The 22,923-nt window shown below is 52.7% G+C and carries 18 protein-coding genes and 1 pseudogene; 9 read left to right on the forward strand and 10 right to left on the reverse strand.

The window, feature by feature from the left end:
• Positions 1-2: 2 nt before the first annotated feature.
• Positions 3-995, reverse strand: coding sequence for a helix-turn-helix transcriptional regulator (locus tag RB298_RS18155; RefSeq protein WP_375120526.1), 993 nt, complete (start codon positions 993-995; stop codon positions 3-5).
• A gap of 63 nt (positions 996-1,058) precedes the next feature.
• Positions 1,059-1,556, reverse strand: coding sequence for a DinB family protein (locus RB298_RS18160; protein WP_015736790.1), 498 nt, complete (start codon positions 1,554-1,556; stop codon positions 1,059-1,061).
• A gap of 189 nt (positions 1,557-1,745) precedes the next feature.
• Between RB298_RS18160 and RB298_RS18165 the strand changes: the two genes are divergently transcribed.
• Complete coding sequence (locus RB298_RS18165; RefSeq protein ID WP_375120525.1) at positions 1,746-2,681, forward strand: aminoglycoside phosphotransferase family protein; 936 nt, start codon at positions 1,746-1,748, stop codon at positions 2,679-2,681.
• Positions 2,682-2,754: 73 nt separating this feature from the next.
• Positions 2,755-3,126: a VOC family protein gene (locus RB298_RS18170; RefSeq protein WP_375120524.1), complete on the forward strand. Its 372-nt coding sequence runs from the start codon at positions 2,755-2,757 to the stop codon at positions 3,124-3,126.
• A gap of 207 nt (positions 3,127-3,333) precedes the next feature.
• Here the strand turns inward: RB298_RS18170 and RB298_RS18175 are convergent.
• From RB298_RS18175 to RB298_RS18190, 4 genes and pseudogenes are all read right to left on the reverse strand, one after another.
• A pseudogene (locus tag RB298_RS18175) lies at positions 3,334-3,781 on the reverse strand (MDR/zinc-dependent alcohol dehydrogenase-like family protein); the annotation flags it as partial.
• Positions 3,782-4,491: 710 nt separating this feature from the next.
• On the reverse strand, positions 4,492-5,853 hold the full coding sequence (locus tag RB298_RS18180; RefSeq protein ID WP_036660112.1) for a dipeptidase: 1,362 nt from the start codon (positions 5,851-5,853) through the stop codon (positions 4,492-4,494).
• Positions 5,854-6,304: 451 nt separating this feature from the next.
• On the reverse strand, positions 6,305-7,192 hold the full coding sequence (locus RB298_RS18185; RefSeq protein ID WP_375120523.1) for a cupin domain-containing protein: 888 nt from the start codon (positions 7,190-7,192) through the stop codon (positions 6,305-6,307).
• A gap of 160 nt (positions 7,193-7,352) precedes the next feature.
• Positions 7,353-8,528 (reverse strand): MFS transporter, encoded by a 1,176-nt coding sequence (locus tag RB298_RS18190; protein WP_375120522.1) that lies wholly within the window; start codon positions 8,526-8,528, stop codon positions 7,353-7,355.
• A 199-nt stretch (positions 8,529-8,727) separates the two neighbouring features.
• Between RB298_RS18190 and RB298_RS18195 the strand changes: the two genes are divergently transcribed.
• The 6 genes from RB298_RS18195 (at position 8,728) to RB298_RS18220 (ending at position 15,820) form a co-directional block, all read left to right on the forward strand.
• Positions 8,728-9,072 (forward strand): winged helix-turn-helix transcriptional regulator, encoded by a 345-nt coding sequence (locus tag RB298_RS18195; RefSeq protein WP_375120521.1) that lies wholly within the window; start codon positions 8,728-8,730, stop codon positions 9,070-9,072.
• Between the two features lie 152 nt (positions 9,073-9,224).
• A complete protein-coding gene (locus RB298_RS18200) occupies positions 9,225-11,498 on the forward strand; it encodes a helix-turn-helix domain-containing protein (protein WP_375120520.1) in 2,274 nt (757 codons plus the stop codon).
• A 334-nt stretch (positions 11,499-11,832) separates the two neighbouring features.
• The gene (locus tag RB298_RS18205) at positions 11,833-13,449 is read left to right on the forward strand and encodes an ABC transporter substrate-binding protein (RefSeq protein WP_486047878.1); all 1,617 of its coding nucleotides are present in this window, start codon (positions 11,833-11,835) and stop codon (positions 13,447-13,449) included.
• Between the two features lie 10 nt (positions 13,450-13,459).
• Positions 13,460-14,371 (forward strand): ABC transporter permease, encoded by a 912-nt coding sequence (locus RB298_RS18210; protein ID WP_375120518.1) that lies wholly within the window; start codon positions 13,460-13,462, stop codon positions 14,369-14,371.
• Positions 14,371-15,300 (forward strand): carbohydrate ABC transporter permease, encoded by a 930-nt coding sequence (locus RB298_RS18215; protein WP_015736778.1) that lies wholly within the window; start codon positions 14,371-14,373, stop codon positions 15,298-15,300. Before RB298_RS18210 ends, RB298_RS18215 begins: the two co-directional genes overlap by 1 nt.
• A 160-nt stretch (positions 15,301-15,460) precedes the next feature.
• On the forward strand, positions 15,461-15,820 hold the full coding sequence (locus RB298_RS18220) for a hypothetical protein (protein ID WP_486047880.1): 360 nt from the start codon (positions 15,461-15,463) through the stop codon (positions 15,818-15,820).
• 98 nt (positions 15,821-15,918) lie between these two features.
• On the opposite strand, the gene RB298_RS18225 is transcribed toward RB298_RS18220, so the two are convergent.
• A complete protein-coding gene (locus RB298_RS18225; RefSeq protein ID WP_486047882.1) occupies positions 15,919-16,806 on the reverse strand; it encodes a LysR family transcriptional regulator in 888 nt (295 codons plus the stop codon).
• Positions 16,807-16,939: 133 nt separating this feature from the next.
• Here RB298_RS18225 and RB298_RS18230 point away from each other — a divergent pair, with 133 nt between their 5' ends.
• Positions 16,940-17,620 (forward strand): O-methyltransferase, encoded by a 681-nt coding sequence (locus RB298_RS18230; protein ID WP_486047884.1) that lies wholly within the window; start codon positions 16,940-16,942, stop codon positions 17,618-17,620.
• 163 nt (positions 17,621-17,783) lie between these two features.
• Here RB298_RS18230 and RB298_RS18235 read toward each other — a convergent pair whose 3' ends face one another.
• From RB298_RS18235 to RB298_RS18245, 3 genes are all read right to left on the reverse strand, one after another.
• Complete coding sequence (locus RB298_RS18235) at positions 17,784-20,951, reverse strand: MMPL family transporter (RefSeq protein WP_486047886.1); 3,168 nt, start codon at positions 20,949-20,951, stop codon at positions 17,784-17,786.
• Positions 20,948-21,400 (reverse strand): MarR family winged helix-turn-helix transcriptional regulator, encoded by a 453-nt coding sequence (locus tag RB298_RS18240; RefSeq protein WP_090909359.1) that lies wholly within the window; start codon positions 21,398-21,400, stop codon positions 20,948-20,950. Before RB298_RS18240 ends, RB298_RS18235 begins: the two co-directional genes overlap by 4 nt.
• Positions 21,401-21,589: 189 nt before the next feature.
• Positions 21,590-22,786, reverse strand: coding sequence for an oxalate decarboxylase family bicupin (locus tag RB298_RS18245; RefSeq protein WP_486047887.1), 1,197 nt, complete (start codon positions 22,784-22,786; stop codon positions 21,590-21,592).
• Between the last annotated feature and the right edge of the window lie 137 nt (positions 22,787-22,923).

A 22,923-nucleotide genomic window follows, 5' to 3' on the forward strand; every position in this document is an offset into this window, starting at 1 on the left:
TATCATCCTTCCTTTTTGGTCATGCCGATTAACATGCGTTCGTAATGGAGTGCTAGGCTTGTCGTGATCTCGGACAGTTTCAGGACGAGCGAAGCTGGCTCCAGAATGGTTAAAGCTTTGCCGTAGGGGAGAAGGAAGTAGGGCACATAGGACGTCAGCGAAGACGTGTCCAGCCCGAAACGAGCCTCGCCATCATGACGCGACACGAGGGTATGCCCAAACAACCAATGCTGGCTCAATTCATTCAGAACATGCTCGTGGGCTTGGATGACAACATCGACCAGGGGTTCCGTGCTGCGTGGATCCGGGAGAAGACTGCCAAGCAAGACATCCTTGGCAGAAAAATCAACGGGCCGCTCAAAGACCAGGTCTGTCGTCTCCAGACCGAGGATCCGGTCCACGCGAAAATTGCGAATCTCTTGGCGCAGACGGCAGTAGCCCGCAGCATACCATTGGCCTTTCCAATGGATAATGCCGTAGGGATCGAAGTCTCGGACGGTTCCGGAGCCTTCCCGGCCCTTCGAATACGTCATCTTCAGGGTTTGTCCCTGTGCCGCGGCATTCTCCAGCGTCTGCAGCAGCGGGCGAAGCCCGTCATGGACCGGAGGCTGCAAAACCGCGACGCCGCTGCTGTGCCGTTCGATCTGATGAAGCTGCTCCTCGTTCGTATAAAGCTTCAGCTTGCCGATCGCCCGCTCCAGCGCGTCCGTGAACGGATAGCCGGTTTCTTTGGCAAAAATCGAGGCATGCACCAAAGCCTTCTGCTCTTCCGCATCAAACATCAGCGGGGACTCGGCGAACGGTCCGAGAATCCGAAAGCCGCCGTTCGGCCCGGAATCGGCGATGATGGGCGCGCCGCTGGCGCATAACGAATCGATGCAGCGGTACACCGTTCGAACATGGATTTCCAGCTCATCGGCGATTTGCTGCGCGGTCATCTTTTTGCCCGAGCGAAGCATCCACAGGATCGACAGCATATTATCCGCTTTGGACATCAAAACGCGCTCCTTCCTTAGGGACGATCCCGACCGTTTACTTTTAAGTAGATTGTATCTTTTTTATACGAGCGGGTCCATGCCCTTGTCGATCCAGGAATCGTAGGTCGGACCGTAGAGCTCGGGAATCCGCAGGCCGGCTTGTCTCATCAGCACCGTCATCTGTCCGCGGTGATGCGCTTGATGAACCAGGGTAAAATGCAGGAATGCCGCATTGGTCCAGGGCTCTCCGTCGAATTCACGGGTAGCGCGAAGATCCTCCTCGCTCCACTGCGACTGAACCGCATCCAGAAGGGCATGCCGGATCCGGCGGTAGCTGTCGGTAATTTCGGCAGCCGAATCGGGAATTTTCTGCTCGCGGGACGGGCCCTCAAATTGCAAACCGAGCATGGTCATGTATTGAATCGACATGACCAAATGCCATGCCAGCTGACCGAGCGTGCGATGCTGCTCCGTCATGGCGGTTTTAAGCGAATCGTCGGTTAAAGCGTTCATGACTTGTTCCGTTATATGCGCCTCTTTTAACCATTCTGTCGTAAAATCCGCTTTGCTCATGTTCATGTGTTAACCCTCGCTTTGGTTTAGGATGTGTGCTGCAAAACGAGTATATTACATCATTCCTGACAGTTACGGTCAGTGATTATGGGCCAAAATAAAAAAATGGGATTGTATGCCCTAAGTATCCATCTTCATTTATAATGAATAAGGCTCAAGGATCGTTAAGGATTTTGGATACAGGAGGTGCATGGCATGCAGGAAGCGATTCGTGATATCCCGGGGGCTGATGGATGGATTGCCATTCAAGCGGTTGACAAGGGCTGGTCGGCAGATCGTAAATATTATATTCAGGATATGCAAGGCGAGGAGCGGCTCCTCCGGCTATCCGATATCTCTCAGTTCGAGAGGAAGAAATGGGAGTTTGAAACGGTTAAAAAGCTGGATCCCATCGAAATGCGAACGTCTCGCCCGATTGATTTTGGCGTCTGTCATGGTGGCCGGCAAGTGTATTCCCTGTTCACCTGGGTTCCGGGAGAAGATGCAAGGGAGGCGATTCCTTTGCTGGATTCAGAGGAGCAGTACCGGCTTGGCGTTCAGGCCGGCGCATATTTGAACAGGATGCATGGCGTTCCGGCCGACAGCGGATTGGATACGTGGGCGTCTTACTATAATTCAAAAATGGATCGATACATAAAAAATTATGAGAGCTGCGGCATCCGGCTTGCCGGCGCTGAGAACATCGTCCGATTTATGGAGGCGCACCGGTATTTGCTAGAAGAGCGTCCCGTTGCTTTTCAACATGGGGATTATCATGTCGGCAACATGGTGGTTACGCCTGAAGGGGAACTCGGCATCATTGATTTCAACCGGGCGGACTACGGTGATCCTTGGGAGGAGTTTAACCGGATTACGTGGGATGCCGCGATTAGCCCGTGGTTCGCTTCGGGTCGTATTCACGGTTATTTCCAAGGACTAGAGGTGCCGGATTCATTTTTCAGATTAATGGCGCTTTATATCGCAAGCAATCAGATATCCTCCATTCATTGGGCCATCCCGTTCGGAGAGCAGGAAGTGGAGGTTATGATGAACCAGGCCCAAACCGTGCTGAATTGGTATGATGGATTCCGGACGCATGTGCCCAATTGGTATATAACGAATGCCGAGGTTATGGCAAATCGCCGCGAATAACAGCAATCCGGAAGAATTTAACCAAGCTGCTGCATGATACAATGGCAAAAAACCACAATGGAGGTTTGTACTCATGACATCAGCGGACATTCAGTTTATCGGCGGAAATAATGTTGCCATTAAAATTCCGAAGCACAAGTATGAGGAGACCGTGCATTTTTACAAAGAGGTTTTAAGGCTGCCATATTTGGGCTTCAGGGACGGGTCGCATGCTTTTCAGCACGGCCCGAATACCTTATGGCTGGATTGCATGCTCAACTATTCGCAGCAGGATGTTTGGCTCGAGGTCAACACGGAGGATCCGGAGGAGGCTGCCCGATATTTGAGAGAGCACCGGGTGGACCGCAGGGATGAGGTGGAGGTTTACGAGAACTCGCGGGGCTACTGGATATCGGATCCGTGCGGGACGATCATCCGGGTGAATCCCAGAAAAGCGAGTGAATAGACAGCCTACCCGGTAAATGTGGTTGCCGTTGACTACGCACCCCTTAGACGTGCGAAGTTATGTCGAAGCGCCTAACTCGCACCCGGCGAAATTTTAGGCTCACTCCCTAAATTCCATGAACCGGGACACAAAAAACCAAGCATCTCCTATCCAAGATAAAGGATGTGACAGGGAATGCTTGGTTTATCTTTTTTCTGTGGAATTACGCTACGGCTTTAGAACGACCTTGGTGCATTCGTCCTCGTGATCGCTGAATATCCGATAGGCATCGCTTGCCTAGTTCCAGAGGAAGCCGGTGGGAGATAATCTCCTTCGGATCAAATTCGCCGGCGGTGATCCTCTTGAACAGCTCCGGCATGTAATGAATAACGGGGGCCTGCCCCATGGTAAGGGTAATGTTTCGTTCAAAAATATGGCCGAGCGGGAACATATTATACAGCGAACCGTATACGCCGGTCAGCTGGACGGTGCCGAATTTGCGCACAGCCTGGATGGCGATATCAATCGCGCTCAATGTTCCGCCCTGGAGCTTCAGCTTTTGGCCGATGGCTTCCATCGTCGACTTCTTCCCGTCCATGCCGACGCAGTCGATCACGATATCCGTGCCGCCTTTGGTAATCTCTCGAATGTATTCGCCCATATCGTCATATTCTTCAGGCGCCCTGCACCCTGTTCGAACGGTACGTGGTCCGAGACATGTAACGGCTGTCTACCATATTGTATACTTCGGGATTTAGCGGACACAGGATACGTTATTTGCTCTGATAAGAGCTAAACTTTGATGCTTGCGGACATGAGGTCCGTTAATTGCATAAAAAGTCCGTTTTTTGGCGGCGAAAGGGTTAAATAACGGAACTGGTGTCCGTTGCACTTAGAGAATGGCCTGATTTGTGGTAAATAACGGATCTGTAGTCCGATGGGTATGGGGATAACGGCGCTTGTTTGGCGTGGGAACCGCATGTGATGGGAAGAAGCTACCTGTTTAGAATGGAAACCACAAGTGTGTTGAAGAAACTGCCTGTTGGTGTGGAAACCACATGCGTGGTGAAGAGCTGTCTGTTGGTAGGGAAACCACCGCATACATAGGACCGGCAACCATTTAATATGGCACCGTCTGATTGGGGATTTGCAGGTGTTTAGTCGCGTAGACACGTCCATGGCCGTTTTTCGTCGGTAAATCGAGGCTCCCGCGCCAATAACCGGCTTAAGAATGGCAAGTGGCTCTCACGCCAATGGCCGGCTTAATAATGGCAAGGGACTCTCACTAAAACAAAAGAACGCGTATTGGAAGGGATTCAATTATCCCGCCATACGCGTTCTTATTTAGGATGTTACTATGTTACTTTCGGATTGTCGGCGTCACCGTTACACCAGCTTCAAATATTCTACGATCGTCAGCAAGCCTTTATCGAAATTCTCCAAATTAAAATGCTCGTTCGGCGCATGCAGATTCTCGTCCGGCAAGCCGAAGCCCATCATGACGGCAGGGGCGTTCAGCGTGCTGGACAGCTTCTCCACGATCGGAATCGATCCTCCGTCTTTCGTGAACAGTGCACGCGTGCCGTACACGTTCTCGAAGGCGTCTGCGGCTTTTTGCAGCATCGGATGGGACGGATCGATATTGAAGGCGAATGCCTTTTCCTTCGGCTGGAAGGTGATCTTGGCTCCGACCGGGGTGTGCGCATGCAGATGCTTCTCGATCGCGTCAAGAACAGCCTGCGGATCCTGATCGGCGACCAAGCGGCAGGTGATTTTCGCATGGGCTTCCTTCGGAATGACCGTTTTGCTGCCTTCTCCCTGGAACCCGCCGTATACGCCGTTCAGCTCAAGGGTCGGCCGCGCTCCCACGCGTTCAACGAAGGAGAAGCCCTCTTCGCCGTACAAGGAATCAAGGCCGAGGTCCCGCTTCAGTTTATCCTCGTCGAACTCCTGCTTGGCAAATTCCTCGCGCATTTCGGGCGACAGTTCGAGTACGCCGTCATAAAAGCCTTCAACCGCGACGCGGCCCTGCTCGTCATGGAGCGAGGAGAGCAAGGACACCATTGCGTGCAGGGCGTTCGGCACGCCGCCGCCGTATGTACCGGAATGAAGATCGGTGTTGGCTGTTTCTAGGGACAATTCCAGCGAGCACAGCCCGCGAAGGCCCGTGGAAATGGCCGGTTTGCCAGGCGCGAGCAGGGATGTATCCGAGATCACGATGGCATCTGCCGCCAGCTTGTCCTTGTTGTTGTCAAGGTAGAGCGGCAGGTTGGGGCTGGATACCTCTTCCTCGCCTTCAATGCAGAATTTGATGTTGACCGGAAGCTCCTTCTCTTGCTTCAAAATGGCTTCGACTGCTTTGACATGCAGGAAGAGCTGGCCTTTGTCGTCCGTTGCTCCGCGCGCGTACAATTTGCCGTTGCGGACAGCCGGCTCGAACGGCGGCGTCTCCCATAGATGAAGCGGATCTACGGGCTGAACGTCATAGTGGCCGTAAACGAGCACGGTCGGCTTGCCTTCGGCATGCAGGTAGTCTGCCGTAATAATCGGATGCCCGGCCGTCTGGTGAACCTCCACATGCTCAAGTCCCGCTTCGGTCAGCTTGCCTGCGAGCCACTCGGCAGCCTTGGCGACATCGCCTTTGTGCTCGGACAAGGCGGAAATGCTCGGAATGGACAACCATTCCTTCAATTCATTCAGATGGGTTTCGCGGTGTTCAGCGAAATACGCTTTATAATCAACGCTCATGAATATGGATCCTCCTTCGATTTACATTGGCATTCGAAAAGATGCCGTATCTTACTATTCTAACCGTTTTTCGGAGAATACGAAATACAGCCGGATCAAATCGGAAACCTGTCTTGAATCTAATCGGGCAGCTGTCATGCAAAATTGTCCAAAAGGTTCTCCAGAACATGCGCAGTGCCGGACTGATCAGCTTTTGCGGTGTCGAACCGCATAAATCCGGCGTTCAGGCACCCAGGACGGAATAGGTCGTGTATGCAGCTTTCCCTCTGCAACACACCTCTTGTATCGCGGCTTCCGCAATCATGCCGTATCCCAGCCGGAAGCTGAGAATAACGGGAGCATCCGGTCTTCCTAAATCATATAATTCCATATTAAAAAGAAATACGCAGCATCATGACGAATCATGATGCTGCGTATTTCAATGGATGACCCTCCATCACCGAAGGGCTAATCAGAATTTATCCCAGCCGTTTCCAATTAGCTGGCGCTGCAGGAATGGCAACTGCTGCTGTTGTTGGATGAACTGCTGACGCTGTTGTTCATGTAATTGCTGTTGCGAACGGAACTGCTCTTGTGCTTGAGTTGGGGTTCGCTGCGGTTCAGCAGCATACGTTCCATGCTGCGTTTGATCCTTCGCATTGAAATGCTGCTGGAACAACTGCTGCCGTTGCTGGAATTGCTGTTGCTGCTGCTGCTGAAGAAGCTCATAATCTCGATGGCCAGGCGCTCCTTGATGATAATAGTGCTGATTAAGATGAGATGCGTGAGGCTGATGTTTCATTTGTCCTTGCACTGGCCCTTGCTGCGGGCAGTTTTTTGGCGGCCCGATGACAACCGTGTCGGTGATCGGCGCCAAGGTCTCTTTGACTTTGGCTTCATCCAGGCAGTAGGTGTGAGCGAACACGCTGGCCGGCGTCAATCTCAAGAGATCCGAACCTCCAATGAATTCAGGCACCGGCGCGTCAAAGACCGCGATCAGATGCGTATTGTCGACCGTCGCCATTTCATAATGCCACCAGCCTTGGGGCACGAGCGCAACTTGACCGGGCGTTACCGTGAAGTTCAGCAGCTCTTTCGTAAACGGATTGACAAGGGAAACGATGGCTGAGCCGGAAACGACATATACCAGCTCCGATGCATTTTGATGGATATGCGGCTCCACTACGTTTCCGGTACTGAGATATATATCCAGCAGGGAAGCGTTGCCGAGCGTGTTCAATTCTTTTACGGAGAGAGAATTGATGTAATTCTGACTATCTTTTTTGAAAAACGGATTATTGCTCATATCGTAAGTAAACCGAACGGACGGCGAGGTGAAATCCATATAAGAGACTGCCACTGTGACTCCTGCCCTTCATCATGTAGTAGGCGTTGACCCATAACATACGTTATGCCTATGGGCAAACATCCGTGAGCCCATTTTTAAGAATCAGCAGGATGCAAGCCGCCCGTTGACAGGGCGGCTTGCGTTAAACACTCATAGGGTGGAGCTGGCGAGGTCAGGCCGATTTCGGGATGGAAACCGGCGACTTCCTTCCGGCCGAGAAGCTGACCAATCCTGCCGCCAAGCCAAGCGCGAGCACGATTCCCCCGAGCCATGGATGGTATTGAAGCGTGGATGACGTATTGACCATGAAGCCTCCTGCACCCGCTCCTGCGGCTAACCCCAGATGGACAATGGAGGTGTTTATGCTGAGAACCAGATTGGAAGAACCCGGTGCCTGCTGGATAAAATAGCTCTGGACCGCCGGGCCCGCCGCAAACATGGACATCACCATGACTCCCATCAGCGATAGTCCCATGACCGATTGACCGGCGAGCAGCGGAAGCAGCGCAAATACCGCAATATGAACGAGCGTGCTGAGGACAATTACCTTCCCCGCCCCAAAACGGTCGACGCCATAACCGCCGAGCCTGGAGCCGATGGCTCCCAATAGGCCAAAGCCGAGCATAATGATGCTGATGCCGGACGGCGCGATGCGAAAAATATCCTGGATAAACGCCGTCACATACGTGAACAGTACCGAGTTGCCCGATTCCCGGAAGAACGTAAGCAGCAGGGCGCTGACGATCACGAGACTTCCCAGCACTTTGAATTGCTGGCGGAAGGGTACGGGGGCATCCCCTTGAACATCCGGCAGGAGCCTGATAAGGACAAAGGCGACCAACAGACTGAGCAGAGCCAGCAGCAGAAAAATGGACTGCCAGTTCAGCAGATTCGTGATCCATATGCCGATCGGAACGCCCAGCACCATGGCGCTACTGAAACCCAGCACGATGGTGCCGATCGCACGGCCTAACGTTGCCGGGGGCACCATTTTGGCTGCGGTACCCATTGCGGCAACGAGATAGACGCCTGAGCTTACGCCCAGAATGACACGGGAAGCCATGAGCGTCCATACCCCGGTGCTAAAAAAAGAAACAAGACTGCCGGCAATGAATAGCAGAAGCGAGCCGAGCAGCACCTTTTTTCGATTGATTCGAGCAGTAAGCGAGACCAGAAACGGTGTTCCGATCGCAAAAGCAAGCGAATAGGCGGTAATCAGCTGGCCGGCAAAAGCCAAGGAAATATGAAGATCGTCAGCAATCGCGTACAGAATACCCGAGACGACCAGTTCCGAAGTAGCGGTAAGAAAAACCCCGAGCGCCAATAAATATATCGTATATCGATTCATATCCATTATCCTTTCCGTTGGGAGATCGATATCCTCAATCGGATCATGGCTAGCACATGCCGTTTCGGATAGTAAAGCATGAAATCTCTTTGTGTTTGTATTATAAGCAGCGCGCATATATGATGTAAGAAGGCAAAGTATTTGGATATTATCCAGTCATTTTGACTAACTTACGATTAGTTAGTGATGGGGTGAGGCAATGGAGCCGGTTAAAGAAGACTTTCAGGAAAAGCCAGGGTTCAATCATATCTGCTCAGTGCTGCAAATTCTTGGAGCCAAATGGGCGTTCCTTGTCATCGCGCAATTAGCCCAAGGACCGAAACGGTTTAATCAGCTTCACCGGGATGCAGCCATCATCAAGACGCAATCCTTGACGGATGTCCTGCGCCATTTGGAAAGCAGCGGCATCGTGAGACGCGAGGTATTCCCTACCGTTCCGGTCACCGTGGAGTATTCATTGACCGAGAAGGGGATGGACTTCCTGGCTTCTTTGAAGGAGATGGAGAAGTGGGCCGAAAAATGGGGAGTGGAACAATCCTCCTGACGTTCCCGCTGCCGCCAAAATGGTATGATATCAGAAAACTCATTTCCGACGCGTATACAGCGGAAATGAGTTTTCTTTTTTTTGAAAATTTCGTATTCTTATAGATAACATTTTCCAAAATGGGAATGAAGTGATAGGGAGGTGGTTGCCGTTTGCGAATCCATAAGATTAACCTGCTGACCAAGTTGTTGATTTCCTATTTGCTCGTGCTGATGTTTCCCGTGATCGTCATCCTGTGTTATTACTATCCCTATTCGGCGGACGTTGTGAAAGAGAAGGAAATGGACTGGAATGCGCATATTACGGAGCAGTTCATGACATCGATGGATACGTTTACCCGGTATGTATACAATTTGCCGTTCGAGCTGGTGCAGAATCGGGAATTCAAGATGTACAAGGCCGAGGAAAGCGACTACCAGCGTGTCCTCATTGCCAATGAGATGAAAAAATACAATGCAACCGATGCATTTATTTACAACACCTTGCTGTATGTAAAGAACATCGGTTATTTGTTTTCCAAAACTGGAAGCGCATACAGTTTGGACGACCTGTCCATTCCGGGCGTCGGTTACTACTATGAAAACTGGGCCGGCGAAGATATGATCCAGACCTTGAATGATCTCGAGTCTCCCGTCGTCAGGCCTGTTGAGAACGTGATTGTGCCCGGCAATAACCGGGTTCGAATGCTGACCTTCGTGCAGCCGCTGCCGGTAGGAGGCACGAATTCCCCCGGAGCCGTCATGATCATGGTAAGGGAAGATACGATCGTCCGGATGATGAAGTCCGTCTCGGAAACCTATAGCGGCGATTTTTTTGTGTTTGACGGCCAGGGAAGGCGATTGGTATCTTCCCATGATACGTCATACCAATCCTCCGATGACTTCCGGAAGCTTGTACAGGGCATAGGGGATGAGACATCTTCCTCTTCGGGCATTTATGCGATCAGCGGATCGGATTATCTGGTATCGTCCTCGGTTTCGGACAAGAATGGATGGAAATACGTGAGCCTGCTGCCGGTATCCTCATCCCTTCAGGGCATTCGGACGATTCAGTTGAATACGGCCATCCTGGTCGGCCTGATCCTGCTGCTTGAAGTGTTTATCATCTATATATCGATCCGGAACAACTATCAGCCGATTCGCCGTCTGGTTGATCTTGCCGTTCAAGTCTTCGAACCGCGGGACCGCAAGCCCATGAACGAGATCGATACGATCAAATATACGCTGGAGGAGCTTTCGATGGCCAACAGCAAGCTTGACGAGCATGTGAAGGGATCGCTGCCGATTATGCGGGATAACCTGCTGTTTGAACTGGTGAGCGGACATCTTGCAGGCTGGGATGATTTCGAACGGGAAGCAAGAAAGGTCGGCCTCCGGTTTCAGCATGATTGCTTCTCGGTTGCCGTACTATGCTGCGAAGCGGATGGAGCAGAGATGGAGAAGATATTGGATTACTGCCGGCGCTATGAAGGACGGCTGCCGGAGGATATCCAAGGTTATTTCTTTAAAAGCATCTATCCGCAGGAATTGATTCTGGTGTGCTCCCATGCGGAGAATGTCCCGCTCACATCCTGCCTAGAACGGATGCAGGATGAAATATTGGAGCACACGGGCCGGCGAACGGTGATCGGCATCGGCAAGCCTGGCGAAGCCCCGTCTCCGCAGGACCTCCATCTCTCATATCTGCAGGCACTCCGAACGGCGGAGTTTCTGCGCATCCGAAAGACCGACGCCGTGCTGGTCTTTGATAACATCGGGATTCCCCAGACCGGAGCCGTCTCCTATTATGCCGAAATCCTGCAATCCCTCGAGCTTGCGATCCTCAAGAATGATGCAGCCATGCTGGCCTCTCTAGCAGAGAGAATGATCGGTTACCTAAGCAATGACAGCCTGCCGCCACATATGATTCAGAGCGTGTATCTCAATACCGTTACCGTCATCTTCAACGGCCTCCAGCGGTTCCGTCATGACGATCAGAGCCTGCTGCGGCTTACGGATGCGGCATTTAACCATCGTTATACGCTGGAACAGATGATCGGGATCATAAGGGAAAGCTATGCCAAGCTGTGCGATATGATCAAGGAAACCCTCCCCGTTTCCCGGGCGGCAACCCAGGATGAGATCCTGTCCCTGATTGCGGAGAAAGGGATGGATCCGAACTGTTCGCTGCAGATGATGGCCGATTATTTTGATATGTCGGTCTCCAACTTCAGCCATCACTTCAAAAAAACGATGGGGCAAAATTTCAAAGAGCATATCGATCAGCTTCGGATCCAGAAATCCATTCAGCTTCTGCGGGACAGCGAGGAGACGCTCGAAGCCATCTCCCAACAGGTCGGGTACACCAATACCTCGAGTTTTATCCGATCCTTCAAAAAAATGGTGGGCACGACGCCGGGGCAATATCGAAATACGCATAAAGCTTAAAACGAAAGACCGCTGATGCCGATGACAAGGCCGATTACAGCGGTCTTTTATAAACCTGCTTGCTTAGAAGCCATTCCTAGGCAGCTGTTTCACAGGCTAAGACGTTTCAATTTTTGAACATATACAAAATTTGAATTCCAAGCGCCGGTTTGCAATGGATGCGTTTACATTTATGGGATGATAGGCGCCTTCAAAAAATGAGGATGCCTGAAAAACTGTCCGTTTACGGTGCCCGCCGCCTTCATTTAGAGTGAAAACTGTCCCAAGGCAAGGCCGACTCAAGGCCGTATACCCCCATGGACCAGACCAACAAACGAAACCAGGAGGTAATGGAATGAAGAAAAGGGTAAACGTTTTCATCTCGCTTGTCGCCATGACGGCCATGTTGTTAACAGGCTGCAGCGGGGCCGGAGACGGCCAGAACGACTCGGCGGAGACTCCCGGAGACCAAACCGGCAGCAAAGTAAAGCTTACCGCCATCATTACCAAGCACCCGCTCACGAAGCCGCTGGCCGAAATGGAGTGGCTGCAAAAGGTTGAGGAGACGGCGGGCGTGGACATCGAATGGCAGGAGATTACCGCGGATTGGGGACAGAAGAAAGGGACGATGCTGGCCAGCGGCGATATTCCGGATCTGTTCATCGGGCCGAACGTCATTACGGATGCAGACTTTGCGCAATTCCAGGGTTTGTTCCAGGATCTATCCGGCATGCTGGAGCAGGCGCCCAACGTACAGAACATGTTTAATGAAAAACCGGATACGAAAATAATCGCCACGCAGTCGGACGGCAAAATCTACGGTCTCCCGAAATATCAGCGGTTCTGGCCCGCTACCGCCAGCAGGCAGTTCATTAACCAGCAGTGGCTGGATCACCTCGGTCTGAGCATGCCGACCACATGGGATGAGCTGTATGAAGTCCTGGTGGCTTTCAAAGAGAAGGATGCCAACGGCAACGGCGATCCGAATGACGAGATTCCGATGGATTGGCCGGGAGGCATCGGCGGATATTTTAACCCCGCGGTGCTCCTGGGCAGCATGGGCATTACGCTGACGGACGGCAGCGGACAAGGTTATTTCGTGGAAGACGGTCAGGTGAAGAACTTCCTGACGGATGAACGGTACAAAACGATGGTCGCGTTTCTGAATAAATTGTACAAGGCGGGTCTGGTCAACCCGGAAGTGTTCACGCATGATTATACGAAATTTCAATCCATCGCGCGCGGGGAAGGGGATACGGCCAAGGTCGGCTTTACCTGGGGATGGGTGGCGTCCGACCGCTTCGGCGAGCAGCTGGTACCGCAGTACGCTTCCATGCCGCCGATGAAGGCATCGGCAGATTATGCAGGGAAGCTGTCCTGGAGCTATGATCATTACTCCCTGAATTACGGCACCAACCATATCGTCATGTCCGCCAAGACCAAGAACAAAGAAGCGGCCATGAAATTCATCAACGAGCTTTATGCGCCCGAGGTGGGCATGCAGGTGCTGTTCGGTTCCCTCGGACCGAACATTAAAGATAACGGAGACGGTACATATGCCGTTCTGCCTCCGGCCGATGCCAAGATGGATCCGGGCACGTGGAAATGGACCTCGACGATGGCGGACCACGGCGCATTTTATATTCCCGATACCTTAAAGCTGACGCTTGGCACCGATATGCAGGAGGTGCTGGGTCAATCGGAGCCGCTGGAGGCGGCCTTGGAGGTGGATCCCGATAAAGACGTGTTCCCCGGCATGTTCATCAAGTATTCCACCATGGACAATAACGCCATGAGCCTGAACAATACGAACGTAATGAATCTGGCGGAATCCAGCTTTGCGAAATGGGTCACCAAGGGCGGCGTGGAAGCCGAATGGGACGCGTATATCAAGGAAAGCGAGAAGGCAGGCCTGAAGCAGAATCTTGAGATTATGCAAAAATATTACGACGATTACATGAATCAAAACTAGGAGGGAGGATATGGGGCCTCGCAAAAGATTGAACACCTTCAGACGTGATTACCAGCTGTGGATTATGATTTTTCCGGCGATTGCCGTCATTCTGTTGTTTAACTACGTGCCGATGTACGGCATCCAGCTTGCGTTTAGGGATTACGATTTCAGCCAAGGCTTGACCGGCGGAGAGTGGCGCGGGCTCGCCTACTTTCAGCAATTCATCGACAGTTACCTGTTCACCGATTTGATGCGAAACACGTTTCTGATCAGTCTGGCCACGATCGTGCTCGGCTTTCCGGCCCCGATCATCTTAGCGCTCATTCTAAACCAGATTCGCCGAAAAAGAATGAAGCAGGTGATGCAGACCACCGTATACCTGCCCCATTTCATATCCATCATCGTGCTGGTCGGGATGCTGAACGTGCTGCTGTCCTCCGAAACCGGGGTTGTCGGTCACTTTATGAAGGCCGTGGGGCTGGGGCATATCAATTTGCTAGCCTCCACCTCGACCTTTATTCCGGTGTACGTGCTCTCCGACATATGGCAGCACTGCGGCTGGAACAGCATTATCTATCTTGCGGCCTTGTCCACCGTGGATCCCCAGCTGTACGATGCCGCCAAGATCGATGGGGCCAGCCGCTGGCAGACGATCCGGTACGTCGACATTCCCGCACTCGTTCCAACCATCATCATCCTGTTCATTCTCAGCATGGGGAATATCCTCGGGACCGGCTTCGAGAAAATATTCCTGATGCAGAATTCGCTGAACCTTCCCGTCTCGGAGGTCATAGCCACCTATGTTTACAAAATCGGGATCATCTCCAACCAGTTCAGCTTGGCTTCGGCCATCGGTTTGTTTAACACGCTCATCAATTTCGTATTTCTGTATGCGATGAACACGATATCGAAGAGAATGTCGGAAACGAGCTTATTCTAATGATCGGGGAAGGAGAAACGGTTGTGGAACATGAAACTGCCAGAATGCGCATCAACGGCAAGGAGCTGGGATTTAAGATCATCTTGGGTTTTCTGTGCGTATTGATTTTTCTGCTGATTGCGTATCCGCTGTATTTTATCATCATTGCTTCGTTCAGCGACTCAACGCTCGTCTCTACGGGGAAGGTCATGTTTATCCCCAAAAATGTTAGTTTTTTCGGTTACCAGGAAATTTTCAAGGATATGCGGATTTGGACCGGGTACCGAAATACGTTGTTTTACACGGTGTTCGGCACCCTGGTGAACATGCTGTTCACGCTTCCGGCAGCTTATGTGCTGTCCAGAAAGGAATTTCGCGCCAGGCGCATCATCATGTTTATTTTCGTGATCACGATGTTCTTCAACGGCGGGCTGATTCCGACCTATTTATTGATGAAGGGTCTTGGCTTGACCAACACGATCTGGGTGTTTATTCTCCCGTTCTCCGTGAATGTGTTTTATTTGATCATTGCGAGGACGTTCTTTGAAAACTCGCTGCCGCAGGAGCTGCATGAAGCCGCCGTCATGGACGGCTGCTCTCACTTTACCTTCTTCTTCAAAGTGGCTTTGCCGCTGTCCAAAGCGCTGGTCTCCGTCATCGGGCTCTATTATTTGGTGGGGCATTGGAACGATTTCTTTACGGCGCTGATCTATATCCGGGATACGAAGCTCCAGCCGCTGCAGATCGTTCTGCGGGATATCCTGCTGTCGAACCAGGTATTCTCGAGCGGTGCGGGAACGGGCGGGGATGCCGGAGGGTACGCGCAGCGATATGCCGACCAGATCAAGTACGGCGTCATTATCGTCTCGACGCTTCCGATTCTGCTCATTTATCCGTTTATGCAAAAATATTTCGAGAAAGGCGTCATGATCGGCTCCATTAAAGGGTGACGCGCCGCGATTTACATTTGGATGAAAGACAATAAAAGGGGGCTGTCCCGCTTGATCCTGGATCTGGCGGGAAGCCCTTATGTTATGTCAAATAGCGGGAAAAGGCACCTCCGGCATTTAAGACCGGAGGTGCCTCATGCATAAATGAAAATCAGGATTCGTGCTTGCTTTCATCCGTAAAGTAGATTCCGTTGCCGGAATCATCCTGGGCACTCAACCAGAGGCCGTCGGGAGTTTCGCCCGGTTCGCCGATCAATTGCAGCTTGCCGGGGTTGTTCTCGTATACATCCCGGACAGAGGGCACGAGAAAAACAGGTCCGGCAGCATCCTGGCTTCCTTCCGATACTTGTCCAACCATCAATTCCACGTTGAAGTGGCTGGCGTAGAATTGGGCATCATTCTGGCGGAGGCATTGCGTGCCGCATTCGCGCAAGTCGTGGAACACGGAGGCGATGAGGTCGGTATTAAACAGATTATTATCGTCATAAATGAATGTTTAGGTCATCCTTCACATGAATAGCAGCATACGGGTTGTTTTCTCAGATAAGGCCCAAAGGAACTAATGCAGGCAAGCTCCAAAAAGCGCAGCTCCATCTTCCCAAACGACATACGATTATCTTATGGCCGTTCCCGGATCATCTCCACGAAATTCATGGCGGCAGCGGATAACGCTTCATGCTTGCGGGTGCAAACCGCAATGATATTTTGCAGCACGATGCCATCGACGTATACCTGGCTGAGCTCACCGCGCTCCACGTATTCCCGCACTACGAGCGAAGACACGAAGTTGGCTCCGTATCCGGCAACGACGGCCGTGATCGCTTCGTGCAGGCCGTTGAATTGCAGCGTGATGCGGGGCGAAGGCGCGCTGTGGGTGCGGCATAAGGCAAATAACCGTTCCCGCGTCGAGCTTCCTTCCTCACGCATGACAAAGGGCTCTCTCATCATCTCGTCCAGGGAGATATGCTGATTGGCATAACGGTGGTCGGGGGAGACGACAAACCACAGCTCATCCCGGAACAGCTCCTCGGTCTGTATCGTATCCGGCGATTCCTCAGGGAGGCCGCCGTATATCGCAAGATCCACGTCCATGTTCAGCAGCTGCTTAAGCGCATCGCTGGAATTCGTGGTGGTAATGCTCATTTCGACGTCTTCGTACCGCTGCTTGTATTTTGCGAGCCAGGCCGGCAGAAGAAAATGGGAGGGGAGGTAGGTTGCGGCCAGTCGGATATGCCCCCTCGAACCGCTGCGGTAATCCCGGCAGAATTGTTCGATCTGCTGCTCAACCGAGAAGAGCCTTTTGGCAAGGGGGAGCAGCTCGGCGCCAGCCTGCGTCAATCCGATGCCTCTGCCCTGCGGCTTGAACAGGGTAAGGGAAAGCTCCTTTTCGAATTTCTTAACCTGTGCCGTTATGGCCGGCTGGCTTATATTTAATAATTCGGCAGCCCGGGTGACGCTGCCGGTTGTGGCAATGACGTGAAACAGCCGTAAGGCATGTAAATTCATATGGAGCCGCACTCCTGTCTAATTTATATATTATATTTATATAACCCATTTAATTATATATTATTTTTATAATACTAAATCACATACAATGAATGTGTAAAATCCAATTTGAAGTTTAAGGGAGGAAACAGGCATGAAAGCGAATGCGAATGATGCTGCGACTTGGGGTAAAGTGGACGATTATGTGACGGAACATTTGATTCCTTATGACGAGGTGCTGGAGAAGGTGTTGGCCGCAAACCGGGAGGCAGGCTTGCCTGAGATCGATGTATCTCCCGCTCAGGGCAAGCTGCTGAACGTGATCGTTCAGATCAAGGGAGCGAAACGAATCTTGGAGATCGGTACGCTTGGTGGTTACAGCACGATCTGGATGGCTAGGGGGATCGGGGCAGAAGGGCGGCTGATTTCATTGGAGCTCGATCCGCATCATGCGAAGGTTGCCAAATCCAACGTAGCGTTGGCTGGACTGGAGGATAGGGTCAGCATCCGCGTAGGCGATGCATTGGCGCAGCTGGAGCAGCTGGCTAAGGAAAAGGCGGATCCGTTCGATCTGATCTTCATCGATGCCGATAAACCGAACAATCCGAATTATTTGAAGTGGGCGCTGCAGTTCTCCAAGGCCGGCACCGTCATCATTAGCGATAATGTCATCCGGAACGGAGAAGTCGTCGATTATCACAGCACAGACCCTCGGGTGCATGGCATCCGAAAATTCATGGATATGCTGTCGGCAGACTCCTCGATTGCCGGCACGGCCATTCAAACGGTTGGAAGCAAGGGATATGACGGGTTTTATATCGGAATTGTGCAGTAGAGGACATAACGGCCCGTACCATGCTCTGAATGCGATAGCCCTGCCCTTACGGAAGAATGGCATGAAGATTCCGATATTTGGGAGGGAGCGACAAAAGGGCTGCATCCCCCATATGCCTAACGAGGGTGCAGCCCTTTTTATCGTATTCAACATAATATGTTAATTACATCTTTAGGTCATGCCCCGTTCTGGAAGCGTCGCCCTGTTCCTTAGGGCTGAACGGCCACCAGTTGGCCCGGCCGAAGATGCGAACCATCACCGGCACGAAGAATGGCAGGAACAGGAGTGCATAAAGCACAAGTCCTACCAAGACGACCGTGGCGATCTGCATCATGGACAATACGCCGGATGGATACATGGCCGCAAAGGTACCGCCAAGAATGACCACCGCGGACAGAATGACCGTGCCCATGTTGCGCATGGCATGGAGAATGGCATCCTGAACGTTCCAGGCTTTGTTCTCGTTGAAGCGTGCCATCAGGAAGATGCTGTAATCCACCCCTAGCGCGATCAGCATGACAAAGCTGAAGAACGGAGTGGCCCAAGTAATGCCGGAATACCCGAAGCCGTGGACGAAGATCATCTCCGTAACGCCGACGGCGGTAAAGTACGTGATGACAAGCGAAATAATCAGGTAGATCGGCATCACGATGGATCGCAGCAGCACGACCAGGATAATGAAGATTCCGCTCAGCATGAGAATCACGGTACGCGTGTAATCTTCATTCGAGATGCTCTGCAAATCGTTGTTGGTGCTGGTAATGCCGCTGATGGCAACCTCGGCGTTCTCCAGCTTCGTGTCTTTTACTGCACGGTCGACGGCTGCCTGAATCTGTTCGACGCTGCCCAGCGCTTCTTCGCTGTACGGATTGGTTGACAGCACCACATCCAGCGTCATCACTTTGCGGTCATCGGACAAGTAGGTATCGAATACCGTCTGGAATTCTTCGTTCTCCAGGGCTTCCTGCGGGATGAAGAATCCGCTGAGGTCCTCATCCTGAACGTCCTGAATTTGCTGCAGGTAATCCTGAGCGGAATGCAGTCCGTCCGAAATTTGTTTCAGCCCGTCGGCGCTGGAATTCAGACCTTCCGTCAGCTCTCCGATCTGTCCGGTAAGATCGCCGAACCCGTCGGCAAGCTGCTTCTGGCCGCCCTGCAGCTGGTCCAGCCCGCCCGTAATGGAAGGGATCTGGCTTACGATTTGGCCCTGCCCGTTAGCGGCTTGCGAGAGGCCGGATTGAAGCTCCGCGATCCCGGACACAAGCTGCTGCAGACCGTCGGCAAGCGCCGTTTGCCCTGCGGCTGCCTTGGCGTAGCCGGCGTTGGCTTCCGACAAGCCTGCCGATGCGCCCTTAAGCTGCTCGGAGATCTGTCCCAGCCCCGCGGCCAGCTCTGCCGTGCCTGCTGCCGTTTGGGTAACGGTGCCTTTAATCGTTTGATAATCGGTATCCTGAACGAGTTCCGGATGGCTGCTCTCCAATCCCGTGAAGGAGCCTTCAAGTCCTATCAGAGCCGTGGCAACGCCGCCAAGCTGTTCCTGGATTCCGGCAACGCCGCCGTTTAGGGCCGCTAATCCGGTGTCGAGCTGCTTGTAGCCTTGAAGCAGCTGGTCGTGGGCAGCGGCCAACTCTTTCGCGCTTTGCGCTGCCTTGGCGAGTCCGGCTTTGAGCTCGCCGGCACCGGCGCTTCCGCTTTGAATCCCTTTTTGAATGGCGCTGAGACCCTGACCAAGCTCAGTGATGCCGTCCTTCAGGTCGGCCGTTCCCTTCGTCAGCTCTTGCGCTCCCGCAGCAGCCTCATCCAGCTTCGGCGCATTCTCGCTGAGCTGCTTGCCTGCTTCGGAAAGTCCGTTCTGAATTTGGGTCAGCCCGTCTTTGGACTCTCCCAATCCTTCATTTAACGTTTTGACTTGAGTCGGAATGAGGAAATCGTTGATTTGCTCGCCGGTTGGACGCGAAAGTCCGCGAACGCTCGAAACGCCTTCAACCTTTTCCGCTTCCCGGCTGATTTTTTCCGCGAGTCCCATGTACTCCGCCGTATCCATCCGGTCATCGTTCTTGATCACGATGGTGGAAGGCAGCGACTGCCCGGGACCGAAGCTGTCCGAAATGATATTAAAGCCCTTGACCGAATCATAACTCGGACCGATTTCCTCCAGGCTGTTAAACGACAGCTTGCCGCTGTACGTAGCGAGGAAGGGCCCGACGATGACGGCCACGACGAGCATGGCGGCCCAAGGACGCTTGAGGGAGAAGGAACCGGCCGCTCCCCATAGTTTATTTTCGCTGTGTTCCAGCTTGCCGCGTGACGGCCAGAAGAGTTTCTTACCGAGGACCGCCATGAAGAACGGCACGACCGTGACTAACGCAAGAAGCATAACCGCGATGCCGATCGCGACCGCAACCGCGGATTTATACAGAATAAACTTGGATAAACCGATGGCTGCAAAGCCGACGAATACGGCAAGACCGGAATAAAGCACGGTGCCGCCGGCTTTCCGATAAGTTTCGATAATGGCCGATTGGGTATCTTCGGACGTGGTGAGTTCTTCCTTAAACCGGCTGATCAGCAGGATGCAGTAGTCGGTTCCGATCCCGAACATGACGGCCACCATAAAGATCTGGGTGAAAGTGGATATCGGGAAGTTGAACTGGTCCACGAGAAAGGACACGACCGACTGGGACACGAGATAACTGAGCCCTACGGTCAACAGCGGCACGAACGGTGCCACGAAGGAACGGAATACAACGAACAGGATCAACAGAATAAAGATGACCGTAATATACTCCGTTTTCTTCAGGCCTTCCTCGGAGCTGACGATGGTATCTTCGTTGATGAGACCTTCGCTGGTCAGGTAATGGTCGGCTTGAACGCCTTCGAGCACCTGATCGACCTTCCCGGGCAGCTCTTTCACGGCCTCCTCGCCTCCGCTGACCTGAAGCGCGACCATGATGGTCTTGCCGTCTTTGGCGATCAGCGTGTCTTCCAGCTCCGTCTGCGTGAACGGTTCATTTATGGAATCGATGTGAAGGCTGTCTTTATTGTCGTTTAAAGCTTGAACGCCCTGCCGGATGCTTTCCTTATCCGCTTCGCTTAACCCGTCGGGTTTGTTGAAGACAAGCGCAACCTGGTTCAGGGTTTCCCCGCCCTCGCCCCCGGAAGCTTCCTTCAGGATTTCAGCCGCGCGCGAAGAGGTATATCCATCCGGTACGGATAGCTGGCCCTTCTCCCGCACCAGGTCCGCCATGGAAGGCGCGAACATAAACAGCGCGACGGCGGCCACCAGCCACAGCACGATGATGGCCCATCTTGCTTTCAGTATAGCTCTCAATTCTTTCTCCCCCCTGATTCAAACATCAATTGCCCCAGTTTCTCGAACATCGAGATAAACATTTCGATATCTTTTTCTTCAAAATGCTGCAGGTAAGGGGAGATGATCTCCCTCATCTGCTCCTGGGCCGATTCAAAAATCGTATGTCCATACTCCGTTAAAGTCAGATACACCAGCCTGCGATCCGCTTCGTCCCGGGTTCTGTCGATAATGCCGGCATCCACGAGACGGTTTACGATGGCCGTGACCGAGCTTTTGCCGACCGCGAGCGCTTCCGCCAGATAGGATGAGGTACAGCGATCCATGCCGTTGATCAAGCGTACCACCTGAAACTGGTCGCTGGTCAGGTCTTCGCCGAGCTGCTCTCGAATCTGGGCATTGATCCGCCGCGATACCAGCAGGTAGACATCGACATACCGGTCGATCCACTGCCTTGCTTTGTCGTTCAATGATAGTTCTCCTCTCAAATAGTTCACGTATGAAACAGTTTCATTATTGAACTATATGGCAGAAGGAAGGAAAAGTCAATCTCAGGATAACGGCACATGCAGACCTCCACGGAATCATGCCCTTTGGCGGGTCTGCATGACCAGTTGATAAAAGGGGAAATATCCGCGACTAAACAGGGGGATGAGGCCTTATCGCGGATAATACGAAAATCCCGGATACTTCACGACGGGCCACTTCTCCTTGCGCAAAGCATCGGTGACTTCGTTTCCGACTCTCAGGTTATCCTGGACCAGGTCCCGAGGCGTCAAGGCCATCCATTGATTCAAGGATATATCCTCGAACCGGTCGCTTCTGAACATTTCCAGAAACCATAAGGATTCCGTCCCCGTGTTCTGTATGTAGTGGCCGAAGGCAAAAGGCACGTAACCGACGTCGCCGGCCCTGTAATCGAAGGTCCGAGCTGCTCCATTGCCGGCGAATACGGTCATTTTTCCCTGCCCGGTCAAGTAATACTGCCATTCGTCCTGATTCGGATGCCAATGGAGCTCCCGCATGGCGCCAGGTTTGATCTCGACCAGCGCGGCTGCAACGGTTTTGGAGATCGGGAAATTGCGGGAATCCACGATCCTTACGCTTCCGCCGGGGGTTATGACCGGTTCTTGCGCCAACAGCCGGTGCTTGAAGCTGAGCGGCACCGTTCCGTAGGGAGACTGCACCTCCTGGCTGGCAAGCGAACCCGGTACCTGGTCTTGAAAAATATAAACCTGCTCCTTCGGGATATGGGCAAAGGCGTTCTCCGGGACGCCGAAGTTGGCGGACAACACGTCCTTAGGCGTGTGGGCAAACCAGTCGGAGATCGATAAGGTGTTCAGGTCCGAGAAGTGGCCGTCGTCAAAGACCAGCAGAAATTCACAGCCTTCCTCGAGTCCTTGGATCGAGTGGGGGAGGCCGGCCGGAAAATACCAAAGGTCGCCCGGTCCCACATCCGCGATAAAATTCCTGCCGCTTGCATCCATGGCCGTAATCCGGGCGCTGCCCCATATCATGTAGGCCCATTCCGCCTGCTGATGCCAATGCAGCTCCCGAACCCCGCCGGGCGTCAGGCTCATGTTTACGCCGGCCAGCGTGGTCGCAATCGGCAGGTCCCGTACCGTAATTTCCCGCGACCAGCCGCCGTGATTCAGCTGCATATGCGTGTCGGAGAACGACATTTTCAGATTCGGCATCAAGCCCGCATCCGTGACCGGAGGTATAAGCATGTCGGGATTCTCGATATCCCTCATCACATCCCGCGGACCATAGTCCGGCCCGCCTGCACCGTCGCTGCGAATCGGCTGGGGTATACGGCCGGCATTTCCTCGTTTCTGGTTCTGATCCTCCATCATCGGTATCTCCCTCCATATGGTTAACGTAACGTATCCGGTTTAACTGCCATCCATTAAGCTTATGAGCCGGCGCTTGGCTAATATGTTGAGGAAAACGAAGTCGTCCAGGGGGAGATTCGCAATGACATATCTCACAT

Source organism: Priestia sp. BR_2, assembly GCF_041954005.1.
GTDB classification, from domain to species: domain Bacteria; phylum Bacillota; class Bacilli; order Paenibacillales; family Paenibacillaceae; genus Paenibacillus_AQ; species Paenibacillus_AQ lautus_A.

Coding starts and splice junctions, on each gene's coding strand:
- RB298_RS18155 (WP_375120526.1), bottom strand. CDS start 995: ATGTCCAAAGCGGATAATATGCTGTCGATCCTGTGGATGCTTCGCTCG.
- RB298_RS18160 (WP_015736790.1), bottom strand. CDS start 1,556: ATGAACATGAGCAAAGCGGATTTTACGACAGAATGGTTAAAAGAGGCG.
- RB298_RS18165 (WP_375120525.1), top strand. CDS start 1,746: ATGCAGGAAGCGATTCGTGATATCCCGGGGGCTGATGGATGGATTGCC.
- RB298_RS18170 (WP_375120524.1), top strand. CDS start 2,755: ATGACATCAGCGGACATTCAGTTTATCGGCGGAAATAATGTTGCCATT.
- RB298_RS18180 (WP_036660112.1), bottom strand. CDS start 5,853: ATGAGCGTTGATTATAAAGCGTATTTCGCTGAACACCGCGAAACCCAT.
- RB298_RS18190 (WP_375120522.1), bottom strand. CDS start 8,528: ATGAATCGATATACGATATATTTATTGGCGCTCGGGGTTTTTCTTACC.
- RB298_RS18195 (WP_375120521.1), top strand. CDS start 8,728: ATGGAGCCGGTTAAAGAAGACTTTCAGGAAAAGCCAGGGTTCAATCAT.
- RB298_RS18205 (WP_486047878.1), top strand. CDS start 11,833: ATGAAGAAAAGGGTAAACGTTTTCATCTCGCTTGTCGCCATGACGGCC.
- RB298_RS18210 (WP_375120518.1), top strand. CDS start 13,460: ATGGGGCCTCGCAAAAGATTGAACACCTTCAGACGTGATTACCAGCTG.
- RB298_RS18215 (WP_015736778.1), top strand. CDS start 14,371: ATGATCGGGGAAGGAGAAACGGTTGTGGAACATGAAACTGCCAGAATG.
- RB298_RS18225 (WP_486047882.1), bottom strand. CDS start 16,806: ATGAATTTACATGCCTTACGGCTGTTTCACGTCATTGCCACAACCGGC.
- RB298_RS18230 (WP_486047884.1), top strand. CDS start 16,940: ATGAAAGCGAATGCGAATGATGCTGCGACTTGGGGTAAAGTGGACGAT.
- RB298_RS18245 (WP_486047887.1), bottom strand. CDS start 22,786: ATGATGGAGGATCAGAACCAGAAACGAGGAAATGCCGGCCGTATACCC.